20 protein-coding genes and 1 pseudogene are annotated in these 26,761 nt (G+C 67.4%); all 21 read right to left on the bottom strand.

The window, feature by feature from the left end; all coding sequences use genetic code 11:
- Window positions 1-24: 24 nt before the first annotated feature.
- A complete protein-coding gene (locus ACSYS9_RS10615) occupies window positions 25-2,301 on the bottom strand; it encodes a methyl-accepting chemotaxis protein (protein ID WP_071229332.1) in 2,277 nt (758 codons plus the stop codon).
- A gap of 975 nt (window positions 2,302-3,276) precedes the next feature.
- A pseudogene (locus tag ACSYS9_RS10620) lies at window positions 3,277-5,491 on the bottom strand (methyl-accepting chemotaxis protein); the annotation flags it as partial.
- Between the two features lie 101 nt (window positions 5,492-5,592).
- Window positions 5,593-5,976 carry a hypothetical protein gene (locus ACSYS9_RS10625; RefSeq protein WP_010482470.1) on the bottom strand — a complete coding sequence of 128 codons (384 nt, stop codon included), beginning with the start codon at window positions 5,974-5,976 and terminating at the stop codon, window positions 5,593-5,595.
- A 136-nt stretch (window positions 5,977-6,112) separates the two neighbouring features.
- Window positions 6,113-6,604: a chemotaxis protein CheW gene (locus ACSYS9_RS10630; RefSeq protein WP_049401162.1), complete on the bottom strand. Its 492-nt coding sequence runs from the start codon at window positions 6,602-6,604 to the stop codon at window positions 6,113-6,115.
- Between the two features lie 243 nt (window positions 6,605-6,847).
- Entirely contained in the window at window positions 6,848-7,621 is a 774-nt protein-coding gene (locus ACSYS9_RS10635) for a flagellar brake protein (RefSeq protein WP_049401200.1), read from the bottom strand.
- Window positions 7,622-7,779: 158 nt separating this feature from the next.
- A complete protein-coding gene (locus tag ACSYS9_RS10640) occupies window positions 7,780-10,029 on the bottom strand; it encodes a methyl-accepting chemotaxis protein (protein WP_071229215.1) in 2,250 nt (749 codons plus the stop codon).
- A 352-nt stretch (window positions 10,030-10,381) separates the two neighbouring features.
- Window positions 10,382-12,370 carry a chemotaxis protein CheA gene (locus ACSYS9_RS10645; RefSeq protein ID WP_032129224.1) on the bottom strand — a complete coding sequence of 663 codons (1,989 nt, stop codon included), beginning with the start codon at window positions 12,368-12,370 and terminating at the stop codon, window positions 10,382-10,384.
- 45 nt (window positions 12,371-12,415) lie between these two features.
- Window positions 12,416-12,781 carry a response regulator gene (locus ACSYS9_RS10650; protein ID WP_005409521.1) on the bottom strand — a complete coding sequence of 122 codons (366 nt, stop codon included), beginning with the start codon at window positions 12,779-12,781 and terminating at the stop codon, window positions 12,416-12,418.
- Complete coding sequence (locus ACSYS9_RS10655; RefSeq protein WP_014037092.1) at window positions 12,778-13,086, bottom strand: STAS domain-containing protein; 309 nt, start codon at window positions 13,084-13,086, stop codon at window positions 12,778-12,780. The genes ACSYS9_RS10650 and ACSYS9_RS10655 overlap by 4 nt, the downstream gene beginning before the upstream one ends.
- 285 nt (window positions 13,087-13,371) lie before the next feature.
- Window positions 13,372-14,574, bottom strand: coding sequence for a chemotaxis protein CheW (locus ACSYS9_RS10660; protein ID WP_071229214.1), 1,203 nt, complete (start codon window positions 14,572-14,574; stop codon window positions 13,372-13,374).
- A complete protein-coding gene (locus ACSYS9_RS10665) occupies window positions 14,571-15,353 on the bottom strand; it encodes a ParA family protein (RefSeq protein ID WP_071229213.1) in 783 nt (260 codons plus the stop codon). The genes ACSYS9_RS10660 and ACSYS9_RS10665 overlap by 4 nt, the downstream gene beginning before the upstream one ends.
- Window positions 15,354-15,357: 4 nt before the next feature.
- On the bottom strand, window positions 15,358-16,374 hold the full coding sequence (motD, locus tag ACSYS9_RS10670) for a flagellar motor protein MotD (protein ID WP_071229212.1): 1,017 nt from the start codon (window positions 16,372-16,374) through the stop codon (window positions 15,358-15,360).
- A 1-nt stretch (window position 16,375) separates the two neighbouring features.
- Window positions 16,376-17,116: a flagellar motor protein gene (locus tag ACSYS9_RS10675; protein ID WP_010482457.1), complete on the bottom strand. Its 741-nt coding sequence runs from the start codon at window positions 17,114-17,116 to the stop codon at window positions 16,376-16,378.
- Between the two features lie 101 nt (window positions 17,117-17,217).
- Window positions 17,218-19,050: a chemotaxis protein CheA gene (locus tag ACSYS9_RS10680; RefSeq protein ID WP_071229211.1), complete on the bottom strand. Its 1,833-nt coding sequence runs from the start codon at window positions 19,048-19,050 to the stop codon at window positions 17,218-17,220.
- A gap of 2 nt (window positions 19,051-19,052) precedes the next feature.
- Complete coding sequence (locus ACSYS9_RS10685; RefSeq protein WP_032129220.1) at window positions 19,053-19,658, bottom strand: protein phosphatase CheZ; 606 nt, start codon at window positions 19,656-19,658, stop codon at window positions 19,053-19,055.
- Window positions 19,658-20,050 carry a chemotaxis response regulator CheY gene (gene cheY / locus ACSYS9_RS10690; protein ID WP_006365466.1) on the bottom strand — a complete coding sequence of 131 codons (393 nt, stop codon included), beginning with the start codon at window positions 20,048-20,050 and terminating at the stop codon, window positions 19,658-19,660. The genes ACSYS9_RS10685 and cheY overlap by 1 nt, the downstream gene beginning before the upstream one ends.
- A gap of 57 nt (window positions 20,051-20,107) precedes the next feature.
- Window positions 20,108-20,851, bottom strand: coding sequence for an RNA polymerase sigma factor FliA (locus tag ACSYS9_RS10695; RefSeq protein WP_071229210.1), 744 nt, complete (start codon window positions 20,849-20,851; stop codon window positions 20,108-20,110).
- Window positions 20,848-21,735 (bottom strand): MinD/ParA family ATP-binding protein, encoded by an 888-nt coding sequence (locus ACSYS9_RS10700; protein ID WP_049401182.1) that lies wholly within the window; start codon window positions 21,733-21,735, stop codon window positions 20,848-20,850. Before ACSYS9_RS10700 ends, ACSYS9_RS10695 begins: the two co-directional genes overlap by 4 nt.
- A complete protein-coding gene (gene flhF, locus ACSYS9_RS10705) occupies window positions 21,722-23,344 on the bottom strand; it encodes a flagellar biosynthesis protein FlhF (RefSeq protein ID WP_049461532.1) in 1,623 nt (540 codons plus the stop codon). Before flhF ends, ACSYS9_RS10700 begins: the two co-directional genes overlap by 14 nt.
- A gap of 145 nt (window positions 23,345-23,489) precedes the next feature.
- Window positions 23,490-25,550 carry a flagellar biosynthesis protein FlhA gene (flhA, locus tag ACSYS9_RS10710; RefSeq protein WP_177179529.1) on the bottom strand — a complete coding sequence of 687 codons (2,061 nt, stop codon included), beginning with the start codon at window positions 25,548-25,550 and terminating at the stop codon, window positions 23,490-23,492.
- A 44-nt stretch (window positions 25,551-25,594) separates the two neighbouring features.
- The gene (gene flhB / locus ACSYS9_RS10715) at window positions 25,595-26,725 is read right to left on the bottom strand and encodes a flagellar biosynthesis protein FlhB (RefSeq protein ID WP_049461531.1); all 1,131 of its coding nucleotides are present in this window, start codon (window positions 26,723-26,725) and stop codon (window positions 25,595-25,597) included.
- Window positions 26,726-26,761 lie beyond the last annotated feature (36 nt).

Genomic DNA, 26,761 nt, shown 5'->3' on the forward strand with positions numbered 1-26,761 from the left:
GGCCGAAGCCGCCGCGGGTGGGTCTCAGAATTCCTGCCAGTCGCTGTCGCTGGCGACGAAGGTGTTGGCGTTGCTGCCGGTGCGGCGAACCGGTGCTGGCGTCGGAGCCGGCCGCGGACGCGCCACGGCGGCGGCAACATGCACCGGCTCGACACGCGCGGCCACGGCCTTCATCGCGGCCGAGACCTGGTTGTCCAGGCGGAAGATCGCCACGGCGTCGGCCAGCTGGCCAGCCTGTTCTTCCATCGCACGTGCGGCAGCGGTGGCTTCTTCCACCAGCGCAGCATTCTGCTGGGTGGTTTCGTCCATCTGCACCACGGTCTGGTTGACCTGCTCGATGCCGGCCGACTGCTCCTGCGAAGCCGCGGAGATCTCGGCCATGATGTCGGTCACGCGCTGCACCGAGGCGACGATCTCGCCCATGGTGCTGCCGGCCTGGTGCACCAGGCTGGAGCCTTCGGCGACCTTGCCGACCGAATCATCGATCAGGCCCTTGATCTCCTTGGCCGCGGCGGCCGAGCGCTGGGCGAGGGTACGCACTTCGCTGGCGACCACGGCGAAGCCACGGCCCTGTTCGCCGGCACGTGCGGCTTCCACTGCGGCGTTCAGCGCCAGGATGTTGGTCTGGAAGGCGATGCCGTCGATGACCGAGATGATCTCGGCGATCTTCTTCGACGAGGCTTCGATGGCCGACATGGTGTTGACCACCTGGCCGACCACGCTGCCGCCTTGAGAAGCAACACCCTGCGCGCCGATCGCCAGCTGATTGGCCTGGCGGGCGTGCTCGGCGTTCTGGCGCACGGTGGAGGTCAGTTCCTCCATCGACGCGGCGGTTTCTTCCAGATTGGCGGCCTGCTGCTCGGTACGGCGCGACAGGTCGCTGTTGCCTGAGGCGATCTCGCCGGCGGCGAGGGTGATGCTGGACGCGCTGGCCTGGATCTGGCCGACGATTTTGGTCAGCTGCGCGACGGTGGTGTTGGCGTCGTCCCGCATGCGTGCGAACACGCCCTGGTAGTCGCCGTGCATGCGCGCGGTCAGGTCGCCTTCGGCGATGGCCGACAGCAGCTGCGAGAGCTTGCCGAGGTTGTCATCGCTGACCGCCATCATCGCGTTGAGGTTTTCCAGCATCAGGCGGAAATCGTGATCGAAGCGCTGCGCGTCGCCACGGCAGCTGAAGTCGCCTGCGGCGGCGGCACTGGCCAGCTGCTTGATCTCGGCGTTGATGCGGCCGAGGTTGGCCTTGACCGTGTCGACGGTGGTGGTCATCGCGGCCTTCTCGCCGGGGTAGCGCGCGACGTCGCGGCTCAGATCGCCCACCGCGTACTGCTGCACCACGTCCAGCACATCGTGCAGGGTCTGCACGTGGCCGCCGACCAGGGCATTGGTTTCCTGCACCATCAGCCCGTACTCGCCGGGGAAGGCGCTGGCATCGATGCGGTAGCTCAGTTCGCCGCCGTCGTGGCGACGCGCCATCTCGCGCTGGCCGCTGATCACCGCGTGCAGCTGCTGCTGCATGCCCGACATGGCGTCCAGCAGGCGGCCGGTCTCGTCATGCGGCTGCGGGCCGATGTGGCTGTCCAGCTTGCCGCGGGCGATACCCTCGGCGACGGCCGTTGCCTGCTTCAGCGGTATGGCGATGCGGTTGCCGATGAGCCAGCTCAGGGCCAGCACGATCAGTACCAGCACGCCACCGGAGACGGCCATGATGGCGGTGAACACCAGTGCCTGCTTCTGCACGTCGTCCATGTAGACGCCACTGCTGACCACCCAGTTCCAGGGCGCGAACAGGCCGGCGTAAGCCACCTTCTCGACCTCGCCCTTGCTGCCGGGCTTGGCCCAGCGGTAGTTGACGAAGCCGCCACCGGCCTTGGCTGCTTCCACCTGGTCGTAGTAGATGCGCACGCCGTCGTCGGTGCGGAAATCCTTCATGTCCTTGCCGACCAGGTCCTTGCGGAACGGGTGCATCAGCAGGCGGTAGCCGGTGTCGTAGATGTTGAAATAGTAGGCATCATTATCGGCGCGCATCACTTCCAGCGCCTGCAGGGCAGCGGCCTTGGCAGCGTCCTCGCTGAGCTCGCCGGTACCGGCCAGGCGATGGTAGTGCTGGAGGATGCCGTAGCTGAGTTCGACCTGGGTCTTCAGCGCGGTCTTGCGGGTCTCGGTCAGGTCGAGGTACTGCATGCGGGCGGCGATCACCGAGAGCGCGATCACGCCAAGCGCGATGAGCAGCGTCAGCAGGTTGAGCTTGCGCCGGACGGAGAGGTTGCTGAAGTAGTGTTGCCAGCGATGCATGAGATTCATCGAGCAGGACCAGGTCGAAGCGGGCGGGCGGCGCCGTGCCGGTCACAGCGGGACAAGCGGTGACAACCCCGTTATCGGCCGCGCGGGCGGGGGATTGAGGTGCGGTGTCCGAACGTATTCAGGTTTCCTTGCAGCGGCGGCTGCGGCGCTGCCTGCGGCAGGCTTTTGAAGCAACAGCAACAGCAACAGCAACAGCGGTTGGTCGGCTCTGAATTTTCAGTGGGAGGCTGGGTCGGGGTGGGCTGGCGGGACACGCCGTAAACCCCGCTCCGCGGTCCGGCCCAGCCGCTGGCGGCTGGGCGTTCGGGCGCTTGCGAAGCAGTGCTTCGCAAGCAAAGCGCCCTCACCCTTGGGGGCTCGATGGCGCCATCCATGGCGCCAACGGTCCCGCCAGCCCACCCCGACCCAGCCCTCTCGGCATTCCTGTGACGGACGGCAAGAGCGTTGGGTTTCCAAGTGGGAAGAGGGGGCAGATCCGTTTTCCTGCGGAAAGCGAATCTGAACCCGGAAGCGGTGCTGTTGCTCTTGCTCTTCTTTCTTCAATCCGGGGTGGACGCGCACGGAAACTGTCCGTGGCCGGGAGGGTGGGCTGCGCAGGGGCGTGAGCCGCATGGATGCGGCGACCGAGCTTACATGGACGTACTTGCAGCGGCCCCTGCGCAGCCCACCCTCCCGGCCAACCCTCAGTAGCCACGCGCCTACTGCGACCACCCCGAGGGGCTTCGCCGTTGGCTGGATATCCAGATACCCCGTAAACAAAAACGCCCCAGCGCAGGGCCAGGGCGTTCTCGTACGTCAGGTCAGGCAGGCATCAGAACTCCTGCCAGTCTCCGTCGGCCAGTTCGGTGGCCATGGGGCGACCACCGGCGGTGCGGCGGGCTGGCGGGGCGACCGGGGTCGGTGCGGCAGGTGCGGCAGCACGCGGGGCCGGGGCAGCGGCGATGCGCGGGGCAACCACGGTCTCGGCTTCGTCCACCACGAAGATCGACACGGCCTCGCTGAGGTGACCGGCCTGTTCTTCCATTGCGCGTGCGGCGGCGGTGGCTTCTTCCACCAGCGCGGCGTTCTGCTGGGTGGTTTCGTCCATCTGCACCACGGTCTGGTTGACCTGCTCGATGCCAGCACTCTGTTCCTGCGAAGCCGCGGAGATCTCGGCCATGATGTCGGTCACGCGCTGCACCGATGCGACGATCTCGCCCATGGTCGCGCCGGCCTTGTGCACCAGCGCCGAGCCGTCATTGACCTTGCCGACGGAGTCGTCGATCAGGCCCTTGATCTCCTTCGCGGCAGCGGCCGAGCGCTGGGCGAGAGTGCGCACTTCGCTGGCGACCACGGCGAAGCCACGGCCCTGTTCACCGGCACGCGCGGCCTCAACCGCGGCATTCAGTGCCAGGATGTTGGTCTGGAAGGCGATGCCGTCGATGACGCTGATGATCTCGGCGATCTTCTTCGACGAGGCTTCGATGGCCGACATGGTGGTGACCACCTGGCCGACCACTTCACCGCCCTGCGAGGCGACGCCATGCGCGCCGATGGCGAGCTGGTTGGCCTGGCGGGCATGTTCGGCGTTCTGGCGCACGGTGGAGGTCAGCTCCTCCATCGAGGCGGCGGTTTCTTCCAGGTTGGCGGCCTGCTGCTCGGTGCGGCGCGACAGGTCACTGTTGCCCGAGGCGATCTCGCCGGCGGCCGAGCTGATCGCGCGGCTGGACTGCTTGATGCGGGTGACGATCTCGCTCAGCTGCGCGGCGGTCGCGTTGGCGTCGTCTCGCATACGGGCGAACACGCCCTGGTAGTCACCGTGCATGCGCACGGTCAGGTCACCCTGCGACAGTGCGGCAAGCAGGCCGGAGATCTGTTCGATGCTGCCGGCGTTGGCATCCAGCAGGCCGTTGATCTGCTGGGCCAGCTGCAGGAAGAAGCCTTCCTTGTCGGTGGCATCGATGCGGCCGGACAGGTCGCCAGCGGCGGCCTGGGCGATCACGCGGGCCACTTCGGCTTCCACCTGCGCTTCCTGGGTGCGGTCGCGCCATTCCACCACGTAGCCGACGGTGTCGCCGCCTTCATTGCGGATGGTGGAAACCACCTGGGCGAACTGGGCATCGCCGTACTGCATCGGGCGACGGGCGACGCCGTGTGCCTTCAGGTTGCCCAGCAGGGTCTGGTCCATCTCGCCGCGATGCTCCAGCACGGTGACCGGCTTGCCGATCAGCGAGGCCTGCGCGTCGAAGTCCGGCAGGTCGCGGCGCACGTCGTCCTGGTACTGGCTCAGGGTCTGCTGCAGGGCGCGATTGGTGTAGACGATGGTATTGCTGGTGTCGGTCAGGTACACGCCGGTGGAGCTGTAGTCCAGCGCGGTGCGGATGCGCAGGTTCTCGCGGGCGATGGCCTGGTCGGTTTCTGTGCGCTCGCGCAGGTCGCGCTGCATGCGCTGCATCGCCTGCATCAGTTCGCCCACTTCGTCCTGGCGGCTGACGTCGATGTGGCCATCGAGCTTGCCGCCGGCCACATCGTTGGCAACCGAGACGGCGCCGCGCACGCTGCCGACCAGGGCACGGGCAAACAGCCAGACCAGCACCAGGCCGAGTGCGGCGCCGCCCAGCAGAGCGATCACGGTCAGCACGGCCGAGGCGGAGTAGGTGGATTCGGCCTCTTCGCGCGAGGCGCGGGCGAGGCGGTTGTCTTCGGCGATCAGCGCTTCCAGCGCCGAAGCGGCCTTGCGGTGCTTGGTGCGGGTCTCGCCGACGAAGGTATCGATGGCGTCGTCCGGCAGGTCCAGTTCCAGCATCTCGGTGACGCTGTCATAGGAGGCCAGGGCGTCCTTCCATTCCTTGGCGAAGGTGTCGAACAGCTTCTTCTGCTGTGCGTTGTCGACCAGCTTCGGATAGTCCTTGATCGACTTGTCCATGCTGGTACGCAGCTCGACGGTCTGCTTGCGTGCATCAGCCTTGACGTCGTCACTGGCGCGGATCAGCTGCTGGTAGGCGGCGTTGCGGTATTCACCCAGCATGCCGCGCATCTCGCCGGCCATGCGGATGCTCTCCATGCGAGAACCCGCCAGCTCGGTGGTGACGTTGTTCAGCGAGTGCAGGCCGCGATAGGCGACGATACCCTGCAGCAGCATCACCAGCAGGAGGACACCGAAGGTCAGCAGCAGCTTCGGCATCAGTTTCAGGTTGTTGATCCACGGCATGGGCGTTGCGAGCTCCTAAGGCAGACGCGCCCGGGCATCGGGCCCGGTTGCAGCAGAAACCACGCCGGCACCAGGTCCGGCGTGGTTCGACGGACAGCGGATTACTTGATGTTGGCCAGCTTCAGGCCGGCCGGCGAGCTGACTTCGATTTCGGCGCGCGAGGCGTCGCGCTGGATCTTGCCGATCACGCAGACGGTCTTGCCTTCCAGGGTTTCCAGCGGGAAGGAGAACTTGCCGCGGTTCTCGCCAGCGATGCGGGCCGAGAAGGTGTGGCGCGGGAAGGCGCCGCCCATGTACAGGAAGGTCGGCTGGCCTTCGGAACCTTCTGCGTAGCGGGCCTTCTCGACCTTGCCGCAGACCATGCCGTCCTTGCCGACCGAGCGCGGTGCCAGTTCCGGCGGGATCATGTCGGCCGACTGGGCGAACGCGGCGGAAGCAGTGGTGGCCAGGACAGCGGCCGAAACGAACGCAAGCAGGGACTTCATCGAGGTGTATCTCCGGGGATGGTGATGGTCGTTCCGGTCCTGCGCGCTCCTGCGCGACCGGCTTCTGTCCCCCTATCGGCACTGCCGGAGGGAACTGAAGGGTTTTGTGACCAGAACGTGAAGCAGGTCCGTTCGATCAGGCAGCGGCGTCTTCAACGACGCTGGCCTGGCCCATGTCGGCGCTGTCCAGCAGGGTCTCGATGTCGAGCAGGATCAGCATGCGGTCGTCCTGCGTGCCGATGCCGGAGATGAAGCGGGTATCGACGGCGGCGCCGAATTCCGGGGTCGGGCGGATCTGCTCGGCCGACAGCGGGATCACATCCGAGACGCTGTCGACGACGATGCCGACCACGCGGTCGTCGACGTTCAGCACGATCATCACGGTGAAGGCGTCGTAGCGGGCATCGTCCAGGCGCAGCTTCAGGCGCAGGTCGATCACCGGGACGATGGTGCCGCGCAGGTTGATCACGCCCTTGATGTAGTCCGGTGCATCCGGGACCCGGGTCACCGCGTCATAGCCGCGGATTTCCTGGACCTTGAGGATGTCCACGCCGTAGTGCTCGGCACCGAGGGTGAAGCTGAGGAATTCGCCACCGGCGCTGGCGGCGGAGCTGGTCTTGTCGTTCATCGAGGGGTCCTGGTTCTGCCGGAAGTCCCGGTGTCAGGCTCGATATCGGCCCCTCGTCGGGGGACTTTAGGTGCCGGGGGAAGGCATCCACGCATGGCGTGGATCTACCGGGGAAGATGGGGGCATCCACGCATGGCGTGGATCTACACGGGAAGCGCTAGTGCCGGGCGCTGGCCGGCAACCTGGCAACAATGTGGATACGGTCATTGCCGGCCAGTGGCCGGCACTACCGGTCGGATGGCCTTACAGCTCGCCGTTGCGGCGCGCCTTGCGCTGGCGGTCGATGCGGAAGATGTAGCGCTGGATGGCACTGTCGGCGCCACGCGGCAGGATGTCGAAGCGCATGCCCACGCGCTTGATCTCGATGCCATTGGGTTGGCGCTGCGGCAGCAGGTTGCAGACGACCAGCTCGATCTCCAGGTCGGGGCCGTCGGGCAGCGACAGCATCGCCGGGTAGCGCTTCTGCAGGCTGAACACCGCGCAGTCGGTAGGTACGGCCACCGCCAGGCCGCCGCCGCTGATGTCCACCACCCGCATCGACAGCGCTTCGGCACGGCTCTCGCCGGCGGGGATCAGCAGCTGGGGCGAATCGGTGACTGGGGTCTCCAGCCGGTACATCTCACGTCGTTGCAGATGGACCAGTTCAATCGGCAGAGGGGCACGGAAGGCGACGTGGCCGTCGTTGTCCACACGCTGCAGTGCCTGCAGGCGGAACCGCACCAACACGCGTTCGAGCTGGGCAAAGCACAGCAGATGGTCGGCCTGTTCGGCGGCGCGGTTGGACGCCTCCTGCGGGCTGCCATCGAGCAGCAGGGTGTCGTCGTCCTCGTCGAGTTCAAGCAGCGCGGTCGGGAACGAGCGGTCGCGGCCGTCGATATGCGCATTGATCAGTGATCGCTGGTCGATCAACGATCGCAGCAGCTGCCGCAGCTGGCGCGGATTACGGACCAGGAAACGTTCGTCAGCGGCATCAGCCGCGTGGACATCATGCACTGCAGTGTCGTTGCCGTCGGACATGGAATCTACGGTCAGGGGCGGGCGCCAGCACGCGTTGGCGCGAGGCTCGATGGGGATATCGGCCACTGTGCCCGATTATGAAGTGAGAATTGCATCACTTTCCATGCGTCAGGGGTCGGATCCCTTTCCCGAAGGAAAGGGATCCGACCCCGGGTACATCAGAACTCCTGCCAGTCGCCGTCTGCGGCCAGCGCCGGCTGGGCCGTCGCCGTGCGCAGCGTACGCGCCGGGACCGGCTTTGCGGCCGGTGCGGCGGCTGCGACCTGGCGCGGTACCGGTGCCGCCAGCGGGCGTGCCGGGATGGCCGTCGTGCCCTGTGATGCCAGCCGGAAGCGGGCCACGGCTTCACCGAGCTGCACGGCCTGGTCTTCCATTGCACGTGCGGCAGCGGTGGCTTCTTCCACCAGCGCAGCATTCTGCTGGGTGGTCTCGTCCATCTGCACCACGGTCTGGTTGACCTGCTCGATGCCGGCACTCTGTTCCTGCGACGCTGCGGAGATCTCGGCCATGATGTCGGTTACGCGCTGCACCGAGGCAACGATCTCGCCCATGGTGCTGCCGGCCTGGTGCACCAGGCTGGAGCCTTCGGCGACCTTGCCGACCGAATCATCAATCAGGCCCTTGATCTCCTTGGCGGCAGCGGCCGAGCGCTGGGCGAGGGTGCGCACTTCGCTAGCGACCACGGCGAAGCCACGGCCCTGTTCACCTGCGCGGGCAGCTTCCACTGCAGCATTCAACGCCAGGATGTTGGTCTGGAAGGCGATTCCGTCGATGACCGAGATGATCTCGGCGATCTTCTTCGACGAGGCTTCGATGGCCGACATGGTCGTGACCACCTGGCCGACCACTTGACCGCCCTGCGAGGCGACGCCATGTGCGCCGATGGCGAGCTGGTTGGCCTGGCGGGCGTGCTCGGCGTTCTGGCGCACGGTGGAGGTCAGTTCCTCCATCGACGCGGCGGTTTCTTCCAGATTGGCGGCCTGCTGCTCGGTGCGGCGCGACAGATCGCTGTTGCCCGACGCGATCTCGCCAGCGGCGAGGGTGATGCTGGACGCGCTGGCCTGGATCTGGCCGACGATCTGGGTCAGCTGGGTGACGGTGGTGTTGGCGTCGTCCCGCATGCGTGCGAACACGCCGTTGAACTGGCCGTCCATGCGCGCGGTCAGGTCGCCGGCGGCGATCGACTGCAGCAGCTGCGAGAGCTGGCCGAGGTTGCCGTCGGCCACCTGCATCATGCTGTTGAGCTGCTCGATCATCACGCGGAAGTCGTGATCGAAACGCTGCGCATCACCGCGCTGGCTGAAGTCGCCGGCGGCAGCCGCCGAGGCCAGCTGCTGGATCTGCGTGTTGATGGCCAGCAGGCTGGCCTTGGCCGCATCCATCGACTCGTGCAGGATCGCGCGGCTGCCGGGCAGGCGGCGTGCGTCCGGGGTGAGGTTGCCGGTGGCGTACTGGTTGAGCACGTCGATGGCATCGCGGATCGCGTCGAGATGTTCGAAGATGACCGTGTTGATGCCGCTGGCCAGCTGCCCGTAGACGCCCGGGAAGTCTTCCGGAATGCGATGGCTGATGTCCGGACCGGCGTGCATCTGCGCCATCAACTGGGTCTGCTCGGAGAAGCGGCGCAGCATCGCGGTCATTTCGGTGGTGGCGGCCAGCATCTTGCCGGCTTCGTCCTTGCTGGTGGCCTGGGTGCTGACGCTGAGATCGCCACGGGCAACGGCCTGGATGGCATGCACGGCCTTGCCGAGCGGGCCGGTGACGGCGCGCGAGATGACCGTTGCCAGGGTTGCGGCGACCACAACCAGCAATACTACGGCGGCAATGATCGCCAGCATGCTGTTGCGGTGGGTGGCGTTGGCGTTGTTGATCTTGTCCTGCATCAGCGAGCTGCTGTACGCGCCCAGTGCCTTGAGGTCTTCAAAGGCTTTGCGGCGCAGCGGGCGCGACTGGTCGTCGGAGATCTGCCGTGCGACGACGCCATCGCCGGCGGTGGCCGCTTCGCGCAGCTTGGCATTGGCTGCGAAGTAGCCATCGACGTCGGCCTGCACGGCGCGGTAGAGCTCGCGCTCCTTGGCGCCGGCCGGCAGCTTGGCGTACGCGGCCAGCTGTTCGCGCACGACGGCGGCGGTGTCGTCCATGCGCTTGTTGTAGTCGGCCACCTTCTCGGGCTGGTCCAGCATGCTCAGCTGGGCCAGCTCATAGGTGCGGAACTCACCTAGCTGCGAGCGCACTTCGCCGAGGTACTGCACGGACGGAATATCGTTGGAGGCCATCGCGCTCAACTGCGCGTTGGCCTCGGACAGGCGGACCAGAGCGAAAGCGCCCAGTACGACGGTCATCAGGGTGGTGAGGGTGAACCCCACGGCCAGCTTGCGGGCGATGGGCAGATCGTGGAACCACTTCATGCAGGGTGCTCCAGGTGGGCAGGGCGCCGGCGTCGTTGCGTCGGCTGGGGGTGGTTGCAGAGCGAACGGTGGTGCCCGGTGGGGGTTCGGTGACGGCCGTCAAAGCGAAATAGCGGCGCAGTTCGGATGGACTTTATGGACGCAGATCACATTCGGTTGCGTAGGGACGGCGGCGCGAAAGTGGCGCCATGACAGGGCTTTCGCTTGAACGGCAAGGTTGCGCCCGAAACCTTCGTGCAGACGGAGTTCACGGTATGCCTGGCGAAGCGAGCGCGGTCAGATCGTGGCCGTGCGCGCAAACGAAAACCGCCGCCCCGAAGGGCGGCGGCTCAGTGCACGCATGCAACGTGGATCAGGCGGCCTGCGGCATCCGCAGCGAGCGCACCAGACCGCCGATGTCGACGATCAGGGCCACGCGGCCATCGCCAAGGATGGTGGCACCGGATACCCCGCCGATGCGGCGGTAGTTGTTCTCGATGTTCTTCACCACCACCTGCTGCTGGCCGACCAGCTCGTCCACTTCCAGCGCAATCTTCTGGCCATCACCTTCAACCACCACCACCAGCGATTCGCTGCCCGGTGCGCGGTTGCCGTAGCCGTAGTACTCGCTCAGCGACAGGATCGGCAGATACTCGCCACGCACGCGCAGCACGCGGCCTTCGCCGGCCATGCTGCGGATGTCCTCGGCCTGCGGCTGCAGGGCCTCAAGCACATAAGCCAGCGGCAGGATCAGGGTTTCACCGGCCACCGCCACGGTCATGCCGTCGAGGATGGCCAGGGTCAGAGGCAGGCGGATCAGCGTGCGGGTGCCAGCGCCGAGGCTGCTTTCGATCTGGACCTCGCCCCCCAGCGCCTGGATGTTGCGGCGGACCACGTCCATGCCGACGCCACGGCCGGACAGGTCGGTGACTGCATCGGCGGTGGAGAAACCCGGCTGGAAAATCAGGTCCCAGACCTGCGAATCGGTCGGGTTGTCCGGCACCGCCAGACCGCGTTCGGTGGCCTTGGCCAGGATCTTGGCACGGTCCAGGCCGCGGCCGTCGTCGCTGACTTCGATGACGATATGGCCGCCCTGATGCGAGGCTGCCAGGGTGATCGTGCCGGTCTCGTCCTTGCCCGCACCGCGACGCACGTCCGGCATTTCCAGGCCGTGGTCGATCGAGTTGCGCACCAGGTGCACCAGCGGATCGGCGATCTTTTCGATCAAGCCCTTGTCCAGTTCGGTGCCTTCGCCGACGGTGCGCAGGCGTACCTGCTTGCCGAGGCGGCTGGACAGGTCGCGGACCAGGCGCGGGAAGCGGCGGAACACCGCATCGACCGGCAGCATGCGCACGCCGATCACCGCTTCCTGCAGGTCGCGGGTGTTGCGTTCAAGCTGGTCCAGGCCGGCGAACAGGCTCTCGGCGTGGACCGGGTCCAGCGCGTGCGAGACCTGCTTGAGCATGGCCTGCGTGATGACCAGTTCGCCGACCAGGTTGATCAGCGCATCGACCTTGTCGACGCTAACCCGGATCGAGGTTTCGGCTTCCTGGCCGCCAGCGCTGCTGGCAGCGGCGGCGGGTGCCGCCGGTACAACGGCAGCCGGTGTGGAAGGGGCGGGTGTGGCAGGTGCCTCGGTGGCCAGGCTCGGCGGCGCAGCCGGACGGATGTCCAGTTCGCAGTCGTCCAGCACCCAGGCGAAGGTGTCTTCGATCTTGCTGCGCGGCACCTTGCCGACCAGACCCAGGTCCCACGCCAGGTGGGCCTCGAGCGGGTCGAGCTGGGCGAAGCCGGGCAGGCGTTCCATGCGCGCGGCGACCTGCAGCGAACCCAGGTGCTCAAGTTCGCGGATGATGCGCAGCGGGTCGTTGCCGCTCATGAACAGCGATGGCGCCGGGGTGAAGCCGATCTGCCAGGCTTCCGGCGTATCGTCCACCTTGGCTGCGGCGGCCGCGGGGGCGCTCGCTGCGGCCTCGCCGGAAAGAACCGCCTCCAGGCGCGCCTTCACCGCAGCGACAGCGGCGGGATCGGCAGCCTGGCCGTGTTCGGCTTCGCGCAGCAGTGCGCGCAGCACGTCCACCGAGGACAGCATGGCGTCGACGGCGTGGCCTTCCAGTGCACGCTTGCCGGCGCGCAGCTCATCGAGCAGCGTCTCCAGCACATGGGTCAGGCCGGCGATCGCGTCGAAGCCGAAGGTGCCGGCGCCGCCCTTGATCGAGTGGGCGGCGCGGAACACCGAATTGATGATCTCCGCGTCCTGCTGCCCCGATTCCAGGGCCAGCAGGCCAGCCTCCATCGCGTCGAGGCCTTCGCGGCTCTCCTCGAAGAAGGTGGCGTGGAAGCGTTGCAGGTCCATGCTCATGGCAGTGGTGGTCCGGAAGCGAAGAAGGGGAGCGGTGACGGGCGATCAGCCCAGCACTTTCTGCACGGTGGCGACCAGCTGTTCCGGATTGAACGGCTTGACCAGCCAGCCGGTGGCGCCGGCGGCCTTGCCTTCGGACTTCTTGTCGGCGGCCGATTCGGTGGTCAGCATCAGCAGCGGCGTGAACTTGTAGTCCGGCAGCTGGCGCAGTTCGCGGATCAGCGCGATGCCGTCCATGTTCGGCATGTTGACGTCGGTGACCACCGCATTGAAGCGCTGGCCCTTGGCGCGACCGAGCGCGACCGCGCCGTCTTCAGCTTCTTCGACGGCAAAACCGGCCGAGGTGAGGGCGAAGGACACCATCTGGCGCATTGACGCCGAATCGTCCACCACCAAGATACGTGCGCTCATGCAGCGTTCTCCACAGATTTCAGGTTGTCATGGGTTACGTCCAGGCCCAGGGCCTGGGTGACGCCCAGCAGGCGCGCGGCGTCACGGAAGGTTGCGGTGCAACCGTGGAAGCCGGTGCCGAGGCCTGCCTCGCGGCGGGCCTGCACGAACGCACACAGCACCTGCACGGCGGCCGTGTGGATGCGGGCGACCTGGCTGGCATCCAGGGTCAGCTCGCCTGCCTGCGCCACCAGCGGGGCGAGGCGGTTCTTGAGCTCGGTGGTGCTCTCGATGCCGAGATCCCCACCCAGTTCGACAGTGCTCATCGTTGCTCCGGACAAACGGTTCCGTGATCCATAACGGCACCCCGGCGGGGTTCTTTAGGGGAATCGACGCGGTGCGTCGATGCGGTCGCTGTTGAAAAGGGGACGGAGGGGATTAAGTCGCAACTGGCTCGGCGCTTTGCGCCGATGCGGTGCCTGTCGGGGACGCAAGGCGTTGATCCGTTGGATCAACACCTTACGTCCCCACTGCGTGGTCGCCGTTGCCGAGGGTGGCTGCGGGAGAGCCTGGTCGATTGCGACTTAATCCCCTCCGTCCCCTTTTTTCGTTCAACTCAACAGCCGGGTGGCATCCAGCAGGATCATCGGGCGCTGGCTGACCCGGGCAACGCCACGGAACAGGTCGTTGGAGATCTGGCAGATGCGCGCGGTATCGGGCGGTTCGATCTGCGAATCGGTGAGGTTGGCGACATCTTCCACTGCCGACACGCGCAGGCCGATGGTCTCGCCGTCTTCCTCCAGCACCACGATGCGGGTCTGTGAGTCGTCTTCGGCGGCCGCGGCGCCCAGGTGCAGGCCGAGGTCCATCACCGGTACCACCTGGCCACGCAGGTTCATGATGCCCAGCATGGCCGGCGCAGTGCCGCGCAAGGGCAGCAGCGGCACCGGCAGCACCACTTCCTGCACCTTCAGCAGTTCCAGTGCATAGGCCTGGGTGCCGCAGCGCAGGCGCAGCCAGCGCGAGGTACGCTCGCCGGCGCGTCGGTTCTGCGGATGCGGGCTGCTGGCGGGCCGATGTGCCTGTGCCTGCAGCTCCTGCCAGCTGCTCGGGCGGTTGCCTGCTGGCGCGTCCACGGCCACGCGCGGTGGCGGCGCGGCATCGGTGCGTGCAACTGGAGCGGGTGCTGCGACCACGGCCGCTGGTGGCGCAGGAACGTCCTCGCCGCCGGCAGCGGCCTCGAACGCGGCCTCCAGACCGGGGCTGTCGGTGTGGGCGAGTCGATGGCTGTCGGCCGGATCGGTCTCGTAGATCACTTCGTCCGGCAGGTCGTCCCATGTAGGTTCCGGGCCGGACTTGGCGGTGGCGGGAGCAGGGGCCGTCTCGTGGATCACCTCGTCAGGCAGGTCATCCCAGGTCGGTTCGCGCTCGGGGGCGGCGACAGGCATTGCGGCGGCCTCGAAGGCGGCCTCCAGTGCTGCGTCGTCCTCTGCCGCGGCAGCAGCAACAGTCTCCGTTTCGTAGATCACTTCGGCGGGCAGATCGTCCCAGGTGGGTTCGCGCTCAGCCGTTGCGGCCGCGTCGAAGGCGGCTTCGAGTGCGGCGTTGTCGACGGCAGGCGCAGCGGCGACGGTCTCGGTTTCGTAGATCACCTCGGCCGGCAGGTCATCCCAGGTCGGCTCGCGTTCGGCGTCGGCTGCAATTGCTGGGCACGCTTCGTCGCTCGCCGGCGGCGGTGCAGCCGGTGGTGCCACGGCGATCGCTTCGCCCAGCAGTTCGTCCAGGTAGTCGTCCAGTACACCGGTGCTGTTCATGCGGCCTGCTCCAGGGCACGGGCATCCTCGCCGAGGATCCAGTTCAGCGCGCGGCGATAGGCGGCCAGGCCGCGGCCCGGGTAATCCTCACCAACGCTCGGCAGGGTCAGGCCGGCGGCATTGCTGATGCGGGTATCGATCGGAATCGCGTCTTCCCATACGCGCGCGCCATGACGGTCCTGCATGGTGCGCAGCGACTCGTTGCCGGCGCGGGTGCGCCGATCGAACAGGGTCGGCAGGATCGAGATCGGCAACGGGCGGCGGCGCGAACGTTCGACCATCTCGCCGGTGCGGACCATGCCGTCCAGTCCATGCAGCGCCAGCGGTTCGGCCTGGGTGGGGATGATCAGCCGGTCGGCTGCGGCCAGCGCATTGATCATCAACAGGCCGAGGGTGGGGGCGCAGTCCAGCAGGATGTAGTCGTGCTGGCCCTGGTGGCGCGCAAGCGCATTCTGCAGTGCCAGGCCAAGGCCGGGCTGGTTGGCGCTGCGTCGCTCCAGCGTGGCCAGCGCCGACTGCGCGCAGACATAGTCCAGGCCATGGATGCTGCTGGCATGGCACAGGCTGGAAAGATCGGCGGGCGGGGCGCCGAACAGCTCCAGCACGCCAGCCGGCGGCGGGTCCACCGGTACGCCGAACGCGCGGCTGAGCGAGGCATGCGGATCGAGGTCGATCAGCAGCACGCGATGGCCAAGTGCGGCCAGTCCGCGGCCGAGGGCGAGGGTGGTGGTGGTCTTGCCGACTCCGCCCTTCTGGTTGGCGACTGCCCAGATGCGCATCGGATTACTCCTTCATTGCCGGGGGAACGGCGGCGCCGACGCGGCTGCCAGCCGGCACCGGCGGCAACTTCACCGGTGCGATGGGGGAGGTGGGGGCGGTAGCCGGAGTTGCCGCGGCTTGTTCGGTATCGGTGTTCCGGGTGGCGCCGGTGGCTGCGTTCAGGCGCTGGCCGAGTGGGTCCACCGAGTGCGAGGTGTCGGCCAGGATGATGACCATCACCCGGCGGTTGCGGTTGCGGCCCTGTGCGCTGTCGTTCTCTTCGCGCGGGCGGAACTGGCCGTAGCCGACCATCGCCAGCCGCGACGGCTGCACGCCCTGGTCGGCGAACAGGTGCACCACGCTGGCCGCGCGCCCGGCCGACAGTTCCCAGTTCGACGGGAAGGTGGCGGTGGCGATCGGTACGTTGTCGGTGTGGCCTTCCACGCGCACGCTGTTGGGCACGTCGCGCAGGACCTCGGCCAGGCTGGCCAGGGTCTGCCGCGCATGCACGTCCAGCGCCGCCGAGCCGGTGGGGAACAGGATGTCGCTGTTGATCTCGACTTCGATCCACAGCTCGGTGCGGCGCACGCTGATCATGCCGCGGTCGATCAGCGGCGCGAGCGCGGCGGTCAGGCGGTCGGCGATGCTGTTGAGCTGGCGCTCGGCGCGCGCGATCTGCTCCTGGTTGTGCACCGAAACAGGCATGCGCATCTGCGAGGTCATCGACGGCAGCAGGGTCGGGTCGTGCGACGGCGCAGGCGCCGAGGGCCCGATCTTGGTGCCGGACTTGATCACCGAGGGGCTGTCCCAGCCGCCACCCTGCACCTGCTTGTTGCCGACCTGTACCGGATTGATCGTGCGCGGCGCGCCCCCGAAGGCATCGGTCAGCGCGTCGGCCATGATCCGGTACTTGCCTTCGTTCACCGAGGAAATCGCGTACATGACCACGAAGAAGGCGAGCAGCAGCGTCATCAGGTCGGCATAGGGGATCGCCCATGCTTCGTGGTTGGCGTGCTCTTCGTGGTGCTTGCGGCGGGCCATGTCAGTGCAGGAAGCCGGAGAGGTTGGTTTCGATGTTGCGCGGGTTTTCGCCCTGGGCGATCGAGATCAGGCCTTCAATGACCATTTCGCGGTCGCGGGTGTTGTGCGAGATCACACTCTTGAGCTTGGCGGCCACCGGCAGGAACAGCAGGTTGGCCGAAGCGATGCCGTAGATGGTGGCGGTGAACGCTGCGGCGATGCCATGACCGAGCTTGCTCGGGTCGGCCAGGTTCTTCATCACCGCGATCAGGCCAAGCACGGCACCGATGATGCCCAGCGTCGGTGCATAGATGCCCATCGCTTCGAAGACCTTGGCCCCGGCCTGGTCCTGGTGTTCCTGGCTGCCCAGTTCGATTTCCAGCATGTGCCGCATCGATTCGGGTTCGACGCCGTCCACCAGCAGCTGCAGGCCCTTGCGCAGGAACGGGTCCTGCTGTGCTTCCACCTGCGATTCCAGGCCCAGCAGGCCCTGGCGGCGGGCGATGTTGCTCCACTCGACGATCTGCTGGATCAGTTCGCGGCGATCGCTGTGCGGCGGGCGCACGACCCAGCGCACGATCTTGAAGGCATGCTTGAACACCGCCGGCGAGGTGTGCAGCAGGATCGCGGCGACGGTGCCGACGATGACGATCACGAACGCCGCAGGCGACCACAACGACGCCAGGCCGGCGCCCTTGAGGATGCTGCCGCCGACCAGCGAGGCCAGGGCGAGAAAGAGTCCAATGAGGCTGAGTCTATCCATGGTTCCGGTATCGGCGTGTATGAATGGGACTTGAGACACCGGTAGATCGCGTACAGACGGTAGTCACAGTTTTCGGGGCGCCGGGCATGGCCCGGCGGGGTTCATCGCAGCCCGTCCACGTCCAGGATCAGCGCCATGCGACCATCGCCGATCAAGGTTGCACCGGCATAACCGCGCAGGCCGCGCAGCGCTTTCGGCAGCGGCTTGATGACCACTTCCTCACGCCCGCGTACCTGGTCCACGACCATCCCGAAGCGCGCTTCGCCAGCCTGCAGCACCACGATGGTCAGCAGGGGCGAGGCGGCCGGTGTCACATCCAGCCACTGGCGCAGATCGACCAGCGGCAGCGTGTGCGAGCGGCGGTCGAGCACGGCACGGCCATCGAACCAGCCCAGCGAGGTGCGCGGCGCGTGCAGCACTTCCATCACGCGGGCCAGCGGCAGCGCATAGACGTCCTCGCCGGCCTGCACCAGCAGGGTCGGCAGGATCGCCAGGGTCAGCGGCACGCGGATCAGGAAGCGGCTGCCACGGCCCAGCTCCGACTGGATCTGGATCTGGCCGCTCAGTTCGCGGATGCGTGACTGCACCACGTCCATGCCGACGCCACGACCGGAGATGTCGGTGACCTGCTGCTTGGTCGAGAAGCCGGGCAGGAACACCAGGTGCAGGCACTCCTCGCTGCTCAGGCGCGCGGCGGCTTCCGGATCGATCAGGCCCTTCTCGCGCGCCTTGGCACGCAGCTTTTCCGGGTCGATGCCGGCGCCATCGTCCTGCACCTCGATGCTGACGTAGTCGCCTTCCTGCTGTGCGGACAGGCGCACATGCCCCATCCGTGGCTTGCCCTGTGCCTCGCGCAGGTCGGGCATTTCCACGCCATGGTCGATGGCGTTGCGGACCAAGTGCACCAGCGGGTCGGCCAGCGCTTCGACCAGGTTGCGGTCGAGCTCGGTCTCGGCGCCGATCAGTTCCAGGTCCACTTCCTTCTTCAGCGAGCGGGCGACGTCGCGGGCAACCTTGGGGAAGCGCGAGAACACCTTGCCCACCGGCTGCATGCGGGTGCGCATCACTGCCGACTGCAGGCGGGCGGTGGCGATATCCAGCGTGGACACGGCGCGGTCCAGCTCTTCATCGCGCAGGCGTGCACGCAGGGTCTTGAGCCGATTGCGTGACAGCACCAGTTCGCCGATCAGGTTGACGATCGCGTCCAGGCGCTTGGTGTCCACGCGCACGGTATGTTCGGCCTCGGCCAGCGGCTTGGCGGCCGGCTTCGCCACCGGTGCCGGTGCGGCGACCGGGCGCGGCGCTGCGATCGGTGCCGGTGCCACCACGGCCGCAGGCTTGGTGCCCGGTGCGGCGCCACCGTGCAGCTGGTCGAGCAGGGCTTCGAACTCGTCTTCGCTGATCAGTCCGTCGTCGGCCTTCTTCGCTGGCGCGACCGCGGTCGGCGCGTTGCCACCATGCAGCTGGTCGAGCAGAGCCTCGAATTCGTCGTCGGTGATCAGGTCGCTGCCACCCGCGGTGGGTGCTGTTGCGGCGGCGGGTGCAGCCACGGCACCGCCGTGCACGTCGAACTGTGCGATCAGGTCCGGCGGCGCATAGCCCGGCTCGGTGCCGGAGGAAACCGCGTCCAGCATCGACTGCAGGTAGTCCAGCGATTGCTGGGCCGCGTCGAAGTGGTGGGCCTGCAGCACGGCCTGGCCGGCACGTGCGGCGCCCAGCGCCTCTTCAGCGGCATGGCACAGCTCTACCATGGCGGTGACGCCGAGGAAGCCGGCGCCGCCCTTGAGCGTGTGGTAGCCGCGGAACACCGCGTTGAGCTGGTCGCTGTCCTGCGGTGCCTGCTCCAGCGACACCAGCTGTTCGCCGAGGCGATCCAGGATCTCCTGCGCCTCGATGATGAAATCGGCAGTGATGTCGTCGGATACCGCGCTCATGCTTACAGCCCCAGATCCGACAACAGGTCGTCGGCGTCGTTCTGCGAGACCGCGTGGCGGTCCAGTCCCTTCAGTGCCGGCCCGGCCAGTTCCGGGTCGGTGCGATGCTGTTCCGGCGGCAGGCCGAGCGCGCCGAAGCCTTCGTGCACGCGGCGGACGATGCCGACCACGCGACGGATGATCTGCCCGGTCAGGTCCTGGTAGCTCTGGGTCAGGGCGATCTCGGTCAGGTTGTGGCGGATGCGCTCGAGCTGCGCGTCCTGGCCCGGCTGCAGGCCTTCAGCGCGCAGCTGTTCGGTCAGGCTGCGGCATTCCTCGGCCAGGTCCAGGGTGCGGTGCGTGGCCTGTTCGGTCATCGCCACCACGTGGTCCAGTCGCGCGCAGGCGTCGTCCAGTTCGCCGGCTTCGCTCGGCACGGTCGGCAGTTCGCCCAGCGCCTGTCCCAGCTCGCGGGCCAGCCGCGAGAGGCCGCTCATCATCGGCTGCGTGCGCAGCGCGACCAGCCCGTCGATGCGCTGCCGCCAGGCGGTCTCGTCACCGGACTCGAGTGCGTCCAGGGCTTCCTGCAGGCGCAGGGCGAGGGCGTTCTTGTCGACCGTGGTATCCATCAGGCGCTGGCCGCCAGGCGTTCGAAGATCTTGCCGAGCTTCTCTTCCAGCGTCTGCGCGGTGAACGGCTTGATGATGTAGCCGTTCACACCGCTCTGGGCGGCTTCGATGATCTGCTCGCGCTTGGCTTCTGCCGTGACCATCAGCACCGGCAGGGTCTTCAGCTTGGCATCGGCACGGATCGCCTTGAGCAGCTCGATGCCGGTCATCACCGGCATGTTCCAGTCGGTGACCACGAAATCGAACGGCTGGCTCTGCAGCAGCGACAGCGCGGCATGCCCGTCCTCGGCTTCGGCGGTATTGGTGAAGCCCAGATCGCCCAGCAGGTTCTTGACGATTCGACGCATGGTCGAGAAGTCGTCGACGATCAGGATGCGCATGTTCTTGTTCAAAGCAGAATTCCTTTGTTGTTCATTCCGGATGGCCGGGGGCAGCCGCCTCGGGTATGTTCATTCTTCGATGCCTGCGTCGGCAGCCTCGAACAGCTTCAGCCGGCCACGCAGGCGCAGTACCGCCTGGCCGTGGATCTGGCAGACCCGCGACTCGCTCACGCCGAGCACCGCGCCGATCTCCTTCAGGTTCAGTTCCTGCTCGTAGTACAGCGAGAGCACCAGTTGTTCGCGCTCGGGCAGGTGGCCGATGGCCTTGCCCAGCTCGCGACCGAACTCACCGCGCTCCAGTACCTGCTGCGGGGTCGGCCCGCCCTGGGCGACGGTGTCCAGCTCGCCCTGGTCCTCGATGCGCGATTCCAGGCTCAGCACCTGGCCACGTGCAGCGTCTTCCATCAGCCGCAGGTACTCGGGCAGAGGCATCTCCATCGCGGCGGCCACTTCAGTGGCGCTGGCGGCACGGCCACTGCTCTGTTCCAGGCGGCGGATGGTGGCGGCGGCATCACGTGCACGGCGGTGCACCGAGCGCGGGACCCAGTCACCACGGCGGATCTCGTCGATCATCGAACCACGGATGCGGATCGAGGCGTAGGTCTCGAAAGAAGCACCCTGGTCGGCGTCATAGCTGCGCGAGGCTTCGATCAGTCCCATCATGCCGGCCTGGATCAGGTCATCGACCTCGACGCTGGCCGGCAGGCGCGCGGCCAGGTGGTGGGCGATGCGCCGCACCAGGTCCGAATGCTGGGCGATGACTTCGTTCGCCGCCGAGCGCTGCACTTCCCTGTACTGGGCTGCGCCTTTCATGCCGTCACCCCACGCTGCTTGAGGATGCGTTCGAGGAAGAACTCGACGCCGCCACGCGGTTCGGTCGGCGCCTGCCAGCGCGCGGTACGGCGCGCGATCTCGGTGATCGCCAGCGCCGCCGGGCTGGACGGATAGGCCTTCACCACCGGCTGCTGGCGCTGCACCGACAGGCGCAGCCAATCGTCCTGCGGCACGCAGCCCAGGTAGTTCAGCGAGACATCGGCAAGGAACTTCTCGCAGACGCGGGTCAGCTTCTCGTACAGCACGCGGCCCTCGTTGGGGTCGCGCACCATGTTGGCCACCACCTGGATGCGGTCCACGCCACGCTCGCGCGACAGCACCTTGATCAGTGCGTAGGCGTCGGTGATCGAGGCCGGCTCGTCACAGACCACCACCACGGTGTCCTGTGCGGCCTGGCAGAAGGTCAGCACGCCATCGGTGATGCCCGCGGCAGTGTCCACCACCATGATGTCCAGCTCGCGCTCCAGTTCGGAGAACACGTTGACCAGGCCAACGTGCTCGGCCGGGGCCAGCTCGGCCATGTGGCGGCGGCCGGATGCGGCCGGGACCACCAGCACGCCGTTCGGGCCTTCGACGATGACGTCATCCAGCGTGCAGCGGCCGGCGACCAGGTCGGCCAGCGTAAAGGTGGGGTTCAGGCCCAGGATCACGTCGATGTTGGCCAGGCCGAGGTCGGCGTCCAGCAGCAGCGTGCGCTTGCCCATGCCAGCCAGCGCCACGGCCAGGTTGGCCGACACATTCGTCTTGCCCACGCCGCCCTTGCCGCCAGTGACCGCAATGGTGCGCACAGGGCCGAGCGGCTCGCTGCGGGTGGCCGACAGCGGGAAGGTCTTGGTCAGCTTGGCGTACTCACGCGACGGCATGGTTCAACTCCGGGTTGCAGGGCATATCGGCCGCGCGGCGCAAATCTTCAAGGCGAAGTACAAGATTGGCTGCACTGGCCCGGTGCAGGTCCTCCGGGACGTCCTGGCCATCGGTCACCCAGGTGATCGGCAGGGCATGATCCACGGCCACCGACAGGGCGTTGCCGAAGCGGCCGGTCTCGTCCAGCTTGCTCAGTACCAGACCCTGCAGGTTGGCGGCGCCGAAGCGGCGGACCACCTCGTCCATGTCGCCGAAGCTGGTGTTGGCCGGCAGCACCAGCAGGGTGCGGACCTGGCGCGCGGCACGCAGCCACTGCAGCTGGGCGGCCAGTGCGCGGTCGCGCGGGCCCAGGCCGGCGGTGTCGATCAGCACCAGCTTGTAGTCCTTCAAGCGTTCCAGCAGCTGGTCCAGGTCGGTGCCGCTGTTGGCCTCATGCACCGCGATGCCGAGCTGGCGGCCGTAGCCGTACAGCTGCTCGCGGGCACCGATGCGGGTGGTGTCGGTGGTGACCAGGGCCACGTCACGCGGCGCGTGCTTCTCGGCGAAGCGCGAGGCCAGCTTGGCGATGGTGGTGGTCTTGCCAGCGCCGGTCGGGCCGACCAGGGCGATCACGCCGCCTTCTTCCAGCGGGTCGACCGGGGCGATCGGCAGCTTGCGCGAGATCAGCCCCAGCATCAGGCCACGGCCACGGTGGGCTTCGGTCTCCAGCGGGATCTGCATGGCCACGTCGCGGGCCAGGCCGGCATCGAAGCCATACTCGTCCATCAGGTCCAGCGCGGTGGCGCGCACCGGGCAGCCGCGCAGGCGCTCGTCGGTGAAGCGGTTCATCTCGCGCTCGATCACATGGCGCATGCCGGCCACTTCCTGGCGCAGCTGGCGGATCTCGGCGTCGTCCTGGGCCACCAGGGTCAGTGCCGGGGCTGGGGCCAGCACGGGGGCAGCGCCGGTTTCGTCGCTGGCTTCGACCGGTGCCGGTTCGCTGGCGACGATCCCGGGTTGCGCTTCGGTCACGGCAGCGGTCGGCAGCGGCGGCGGCTGCACGGCCGACGCCGCGCTTTCGTGATGCGTCTCGTGCGGCGGGTCGATCTGGAAGCGGGCGCGGTTGGCTGGTGCGGCGGTGCTGGGCGCCGGTGCGACGATGGCTTCGGCGAACGGAGCGAAGATCTGATCCGGCAGCGCCGGTTCGTTGACGGCGGCGCGTGCCAGGGTGGCGGCGAAGCCGGTGCTGCCGCGGGTCGGCACGATCTCGTCGGCGCTGTCCAGGGTGCGGCCGGTGGCGCCGACCGCAGCGCGGGCGAGGGCAGCCACGGCCGAGGTGGTTGCGGCGACCGGTTCCGGTGCCGGGGTATTGCTGCGGCGGCGGGTGACCGCGGCGATCACCGCGTCGGCGGCGGTGCGCGGCTTCGGCGCCGGCGGCGGAGCGATGTCACGACGCGAGGCTTCCAGTGCACGCTGCACGGCGCTCTCGTCGTAGTTGGCGGCGGCGACGATCTCGATGCCTTCCTCGATCCGGCGGTTGGACAGGATCACGGCGTCAGGACCATGTTCCTTGCGCACCAGGTTCATGGCCGAGCGCATGTCGGCGGCGACGAATCGTTTGATTTTCATGCTGTGGTCACGGGACGAAGACGGCGGGGTGGCGGTCGGAGAACTCGGGTGGTCGGTGGTCTGCACGGTGCGGGTTCCCCTTGGTATCTGTCTGTTGCGTTGGTTCGAAAGTGGTGTCTGTTTTCTGGCGCATCGGAGGGCGGCGTCAGCTGATCGTTCCGACCAGCTTCAGGCGCTTGTCCTCCGGCACCTCGCTGTAGGCCAGGACCGACAGCGACGGAACGCTGTGGCGGACCAGGCGGGCCAGCGCGGCACGCACCGGGCCAGGTACCAGCACGACCGCGGGCTCGTTGCGGGCTTCCTGCTTGCTGACACATTCGGCCAGGCTCTGGTGCAGTCGCTCAGCGAGTCCGGGTTCCAGCGCGGCGCCGTTGCCCTGCGTGGACTCCTGCAAGACACGTTCCAATTGTGGGTTGAGCGTGAACACCGGCAGCTCCGCCGACATTCCGGCGATCTCCTGCACGATGAAACGACCCAGTGCGGTGCGCACGGCGGCAGTCAGCACGGCCGGGTCCTGGCTGTTGGGCGCGTGTTCGACCAGTGATTCAGCGATCTTGCGCAACTGGCGGATCGGAATGCGCTCGATCAGCAGGTTCTGCAGCACGCGTACCACCGCCGACAACGGCAGTGCCTTCGGCGTCAGATCTTCGACGAGCTTGGGTGCGCTCTTGGCCAGGTTGGCCAGCAGGTGCTGCACTTCTTCGTGGCCGAGCAGTTCCGGCGCGTGTTCGCGGATGAGGTGCGAGAGGTGGGTGGCCACCACGGTGGCTGGATCGACCACGGTATAGCCCAGCGTTTCAGCCTGGGCACGCTGGTGCGGTTGGATCCAGGTGGCATCCAGGCCGAATGCGGGGTCCTTGCCGGCGATGCCTTCCAGCGCGCCGAGCGCGCTGCCCGGGTCCAGGGCCAGTTCGCGGTCGGGGTGGATCTCGGCGGTGGCCACCGGTACGCCGTGCACCAGCACGCGGTAGCCGTTGGCCGGCAGTTCCAGGTTGTCGCGGATGTGCACCGACGGGATCAGGAAGCCGACGTCCTGGGTCAGCTTGCGCCGCACGCCCTTGATGCGTGCCATCAGTTCGCCGCCCTGGCTGCTGTCCACCAGCGGAATCAGCCGGTAGCCGACCTCCAGGCCCAGCGGATCGACCGGGCGCAGTTCGTCCCAGCTCAGTTCGGCAGTCGGAGCCGGCGCGGCCGGGCGGCCGAGTGCGTTGAGCGCGGCAGCGTCATTGCCTGCGGCTGCCGGATCGGTGGCCGCGGCCTTGCCCTTGCGGTAGACCTTCCAGGCGATGAAGCCGAGGATCGCGGACAGTGTCAGGAAAGCGACGTTGGGCATGCCCGGCACCAGGCCGACCACGCCGATGATGCCGGCGGTGATCGCCAGCGCGCGGTACTGGCCGAACACCTGGCCGGTCATGGCCTGGGCCATGTCCTGCGAACGCGAGGCGCGGGTGACCAGCATGGCCACGGCGCTGGAGACCAGCAGCGCCGGCAGCTGCGCCACCAGGCCATCACCAATCGACAGCAGGGTGTAGGTGGCAGCGGCATCGCCGAACGGCATGCCATGCTGCAGCACGCCTACGGCCAGGCCGCCGAGCATGTTGATGAACAGGATCAGGATGCCGGCAATGGCATCACCACGGATGAACTTGCTGGCACCGTCCATCGCGCCGTAGAAGTCGGCTTCCTCGCGGACTTCCTCGCGGCGCAGCTTGGCTTCTTCGCGCGTCAGCAAACCGGCGTTGAGGTCGGCGTCGATCGCCATCTGCTTGCCGGGCATCGCGTCGAGGATGAAGCGTGCGGTCACTTCCGAGACGCGGCCGGCGCCCTTGGTGATGACCACGAAATTGATGATGGTCAGGATCGCGAACACCACGATGCCGACCGCGTAGTTGCCGCCGATCACGAACTCGCCGAAGGCGGCAATGACCTTGCCCGCGGCGTCATGGCCGTTCTGGCCGTTCAGCAGGATGACGCGGGTGGAGGCGACGTTCAGCGCCAGCCGCAGCATGGTGGTGATCAGCAGCACGATCGGGAAGATCGTGAAGTCCAGCGGGCGCTTCACGTAGACCACCGCCAGCAGCACCATCAGCGAGATGGCGATGTTGAAGGTGAACAGGGCATCGAGCACCGGTGCGGCCAGCGGCACCACGACCATGGCCAGCAGGGCCAGCACGATCAGCGGTGCGCCAAGGCCCTGGCGGATCATTTCCAGCGCGCGGCGGGTGTTGAAACCGGTGGAGGGCTGGGCGCTCACGGGCGGCCTCCCTTGCCGAATTCATCCACCTGGATGTGCGGGGCGTCCGGCATCGGGCCAGTGCGCCAGGCGCGCAGCTGGTAGACGTAGGACAGGACCTGGGCGACGGCCGAATACAGTCTCACGGGGATTTCCTTTCCGAGTTGGCCTTCCCGATACAAGGCGCGTGCCAAAGGCGGGGCGGAGACGATCGCCACCTTGTTGCCGTCGGCCACTTCACGGATGCGCAGGGCGGTCTCATCCACACCCAGGGCGACCACTTTGGGGGCGTTCATGGCGCCGCCCTCGTACTTAAGGGCGACCGCGTAGTGGGTGGGGTTGACCACCACCACGTCGGCAGTGGGCACCGCCTCCATCATCCGGCGGTTGGCCATCTGCTGCTGCAGCTGGCGGATGCGGCCCTTGACCTCGGGGCTGCCCTCGCTTTCCTTCATTTCCCGGCGCAGCTCTTCACGCGTCATCTTCAGCTTGCGCATCCAGTTCCAGCGCTGGTAGGGCGCATCGATGGCAGCCAGCACCAGCATCGCGCCGGCGGTGGCCAGCAGCAGGCGCAGGGTGAAGCCGAGGCCGTCGGTGATGGCGGTCTCCAGCGGGTGGTGGATCAGCCCGCGCAGGGTGTCGAAGCCGGTCCACACCACCAGCCCGGCGGCAACGCCGACAAAAGCCACGCGCAACAACGACTTGGTGAACTCGGCGATGGCTTCCGGGCCATACAGGCGCTTGAGCCCGCTCATCGGGTTCATGCGGTTGAAGTCGGGCATCATCGCCTTCTGCGACCAGCGCAGGCCGCCCATCACCAGCGGGGCGACGAAGCTGGCCAGCAGGCAGACCAGCACCAGCGGCGCGATCACCAGCATGAACTGCAGCAGCAGGTCGCCGAAGTGGCCGAACAGCGCCTTCGGGTTCTGCCGCAGGCTCTGTTCCGGGCTGAGTGCATGCTTCATCCAGGCGCTTGCACCACGGCCGATCGAGCCGCTCATGGCCATCACCGCCAGTACGCCGGCGCCGAACACGGCGGCCGTGCCGAGCTCGCGCGAGCGCGGCAGGTTGCCCTGTTCACGGGCGTCGCGCAGGCGTTTTTCGGTAGGTTGTTCGGTCTTTTCGCCGGCGGATTCGTTCTCGGACATCACGGGCACTGCGGCAGGGGATGCCGGGGTGCGTGC

Source organism: Stenotrophomonas sp. STK17_22 (assembly GCF_051983905.1).
GTDB lineage: Bacteria > Pseudomonadota > Gammaproteobacteria > Xanthomonadales > Xanthomonadaceae > Stenotrophomonas > Stenotrophomonas maltophilia_A.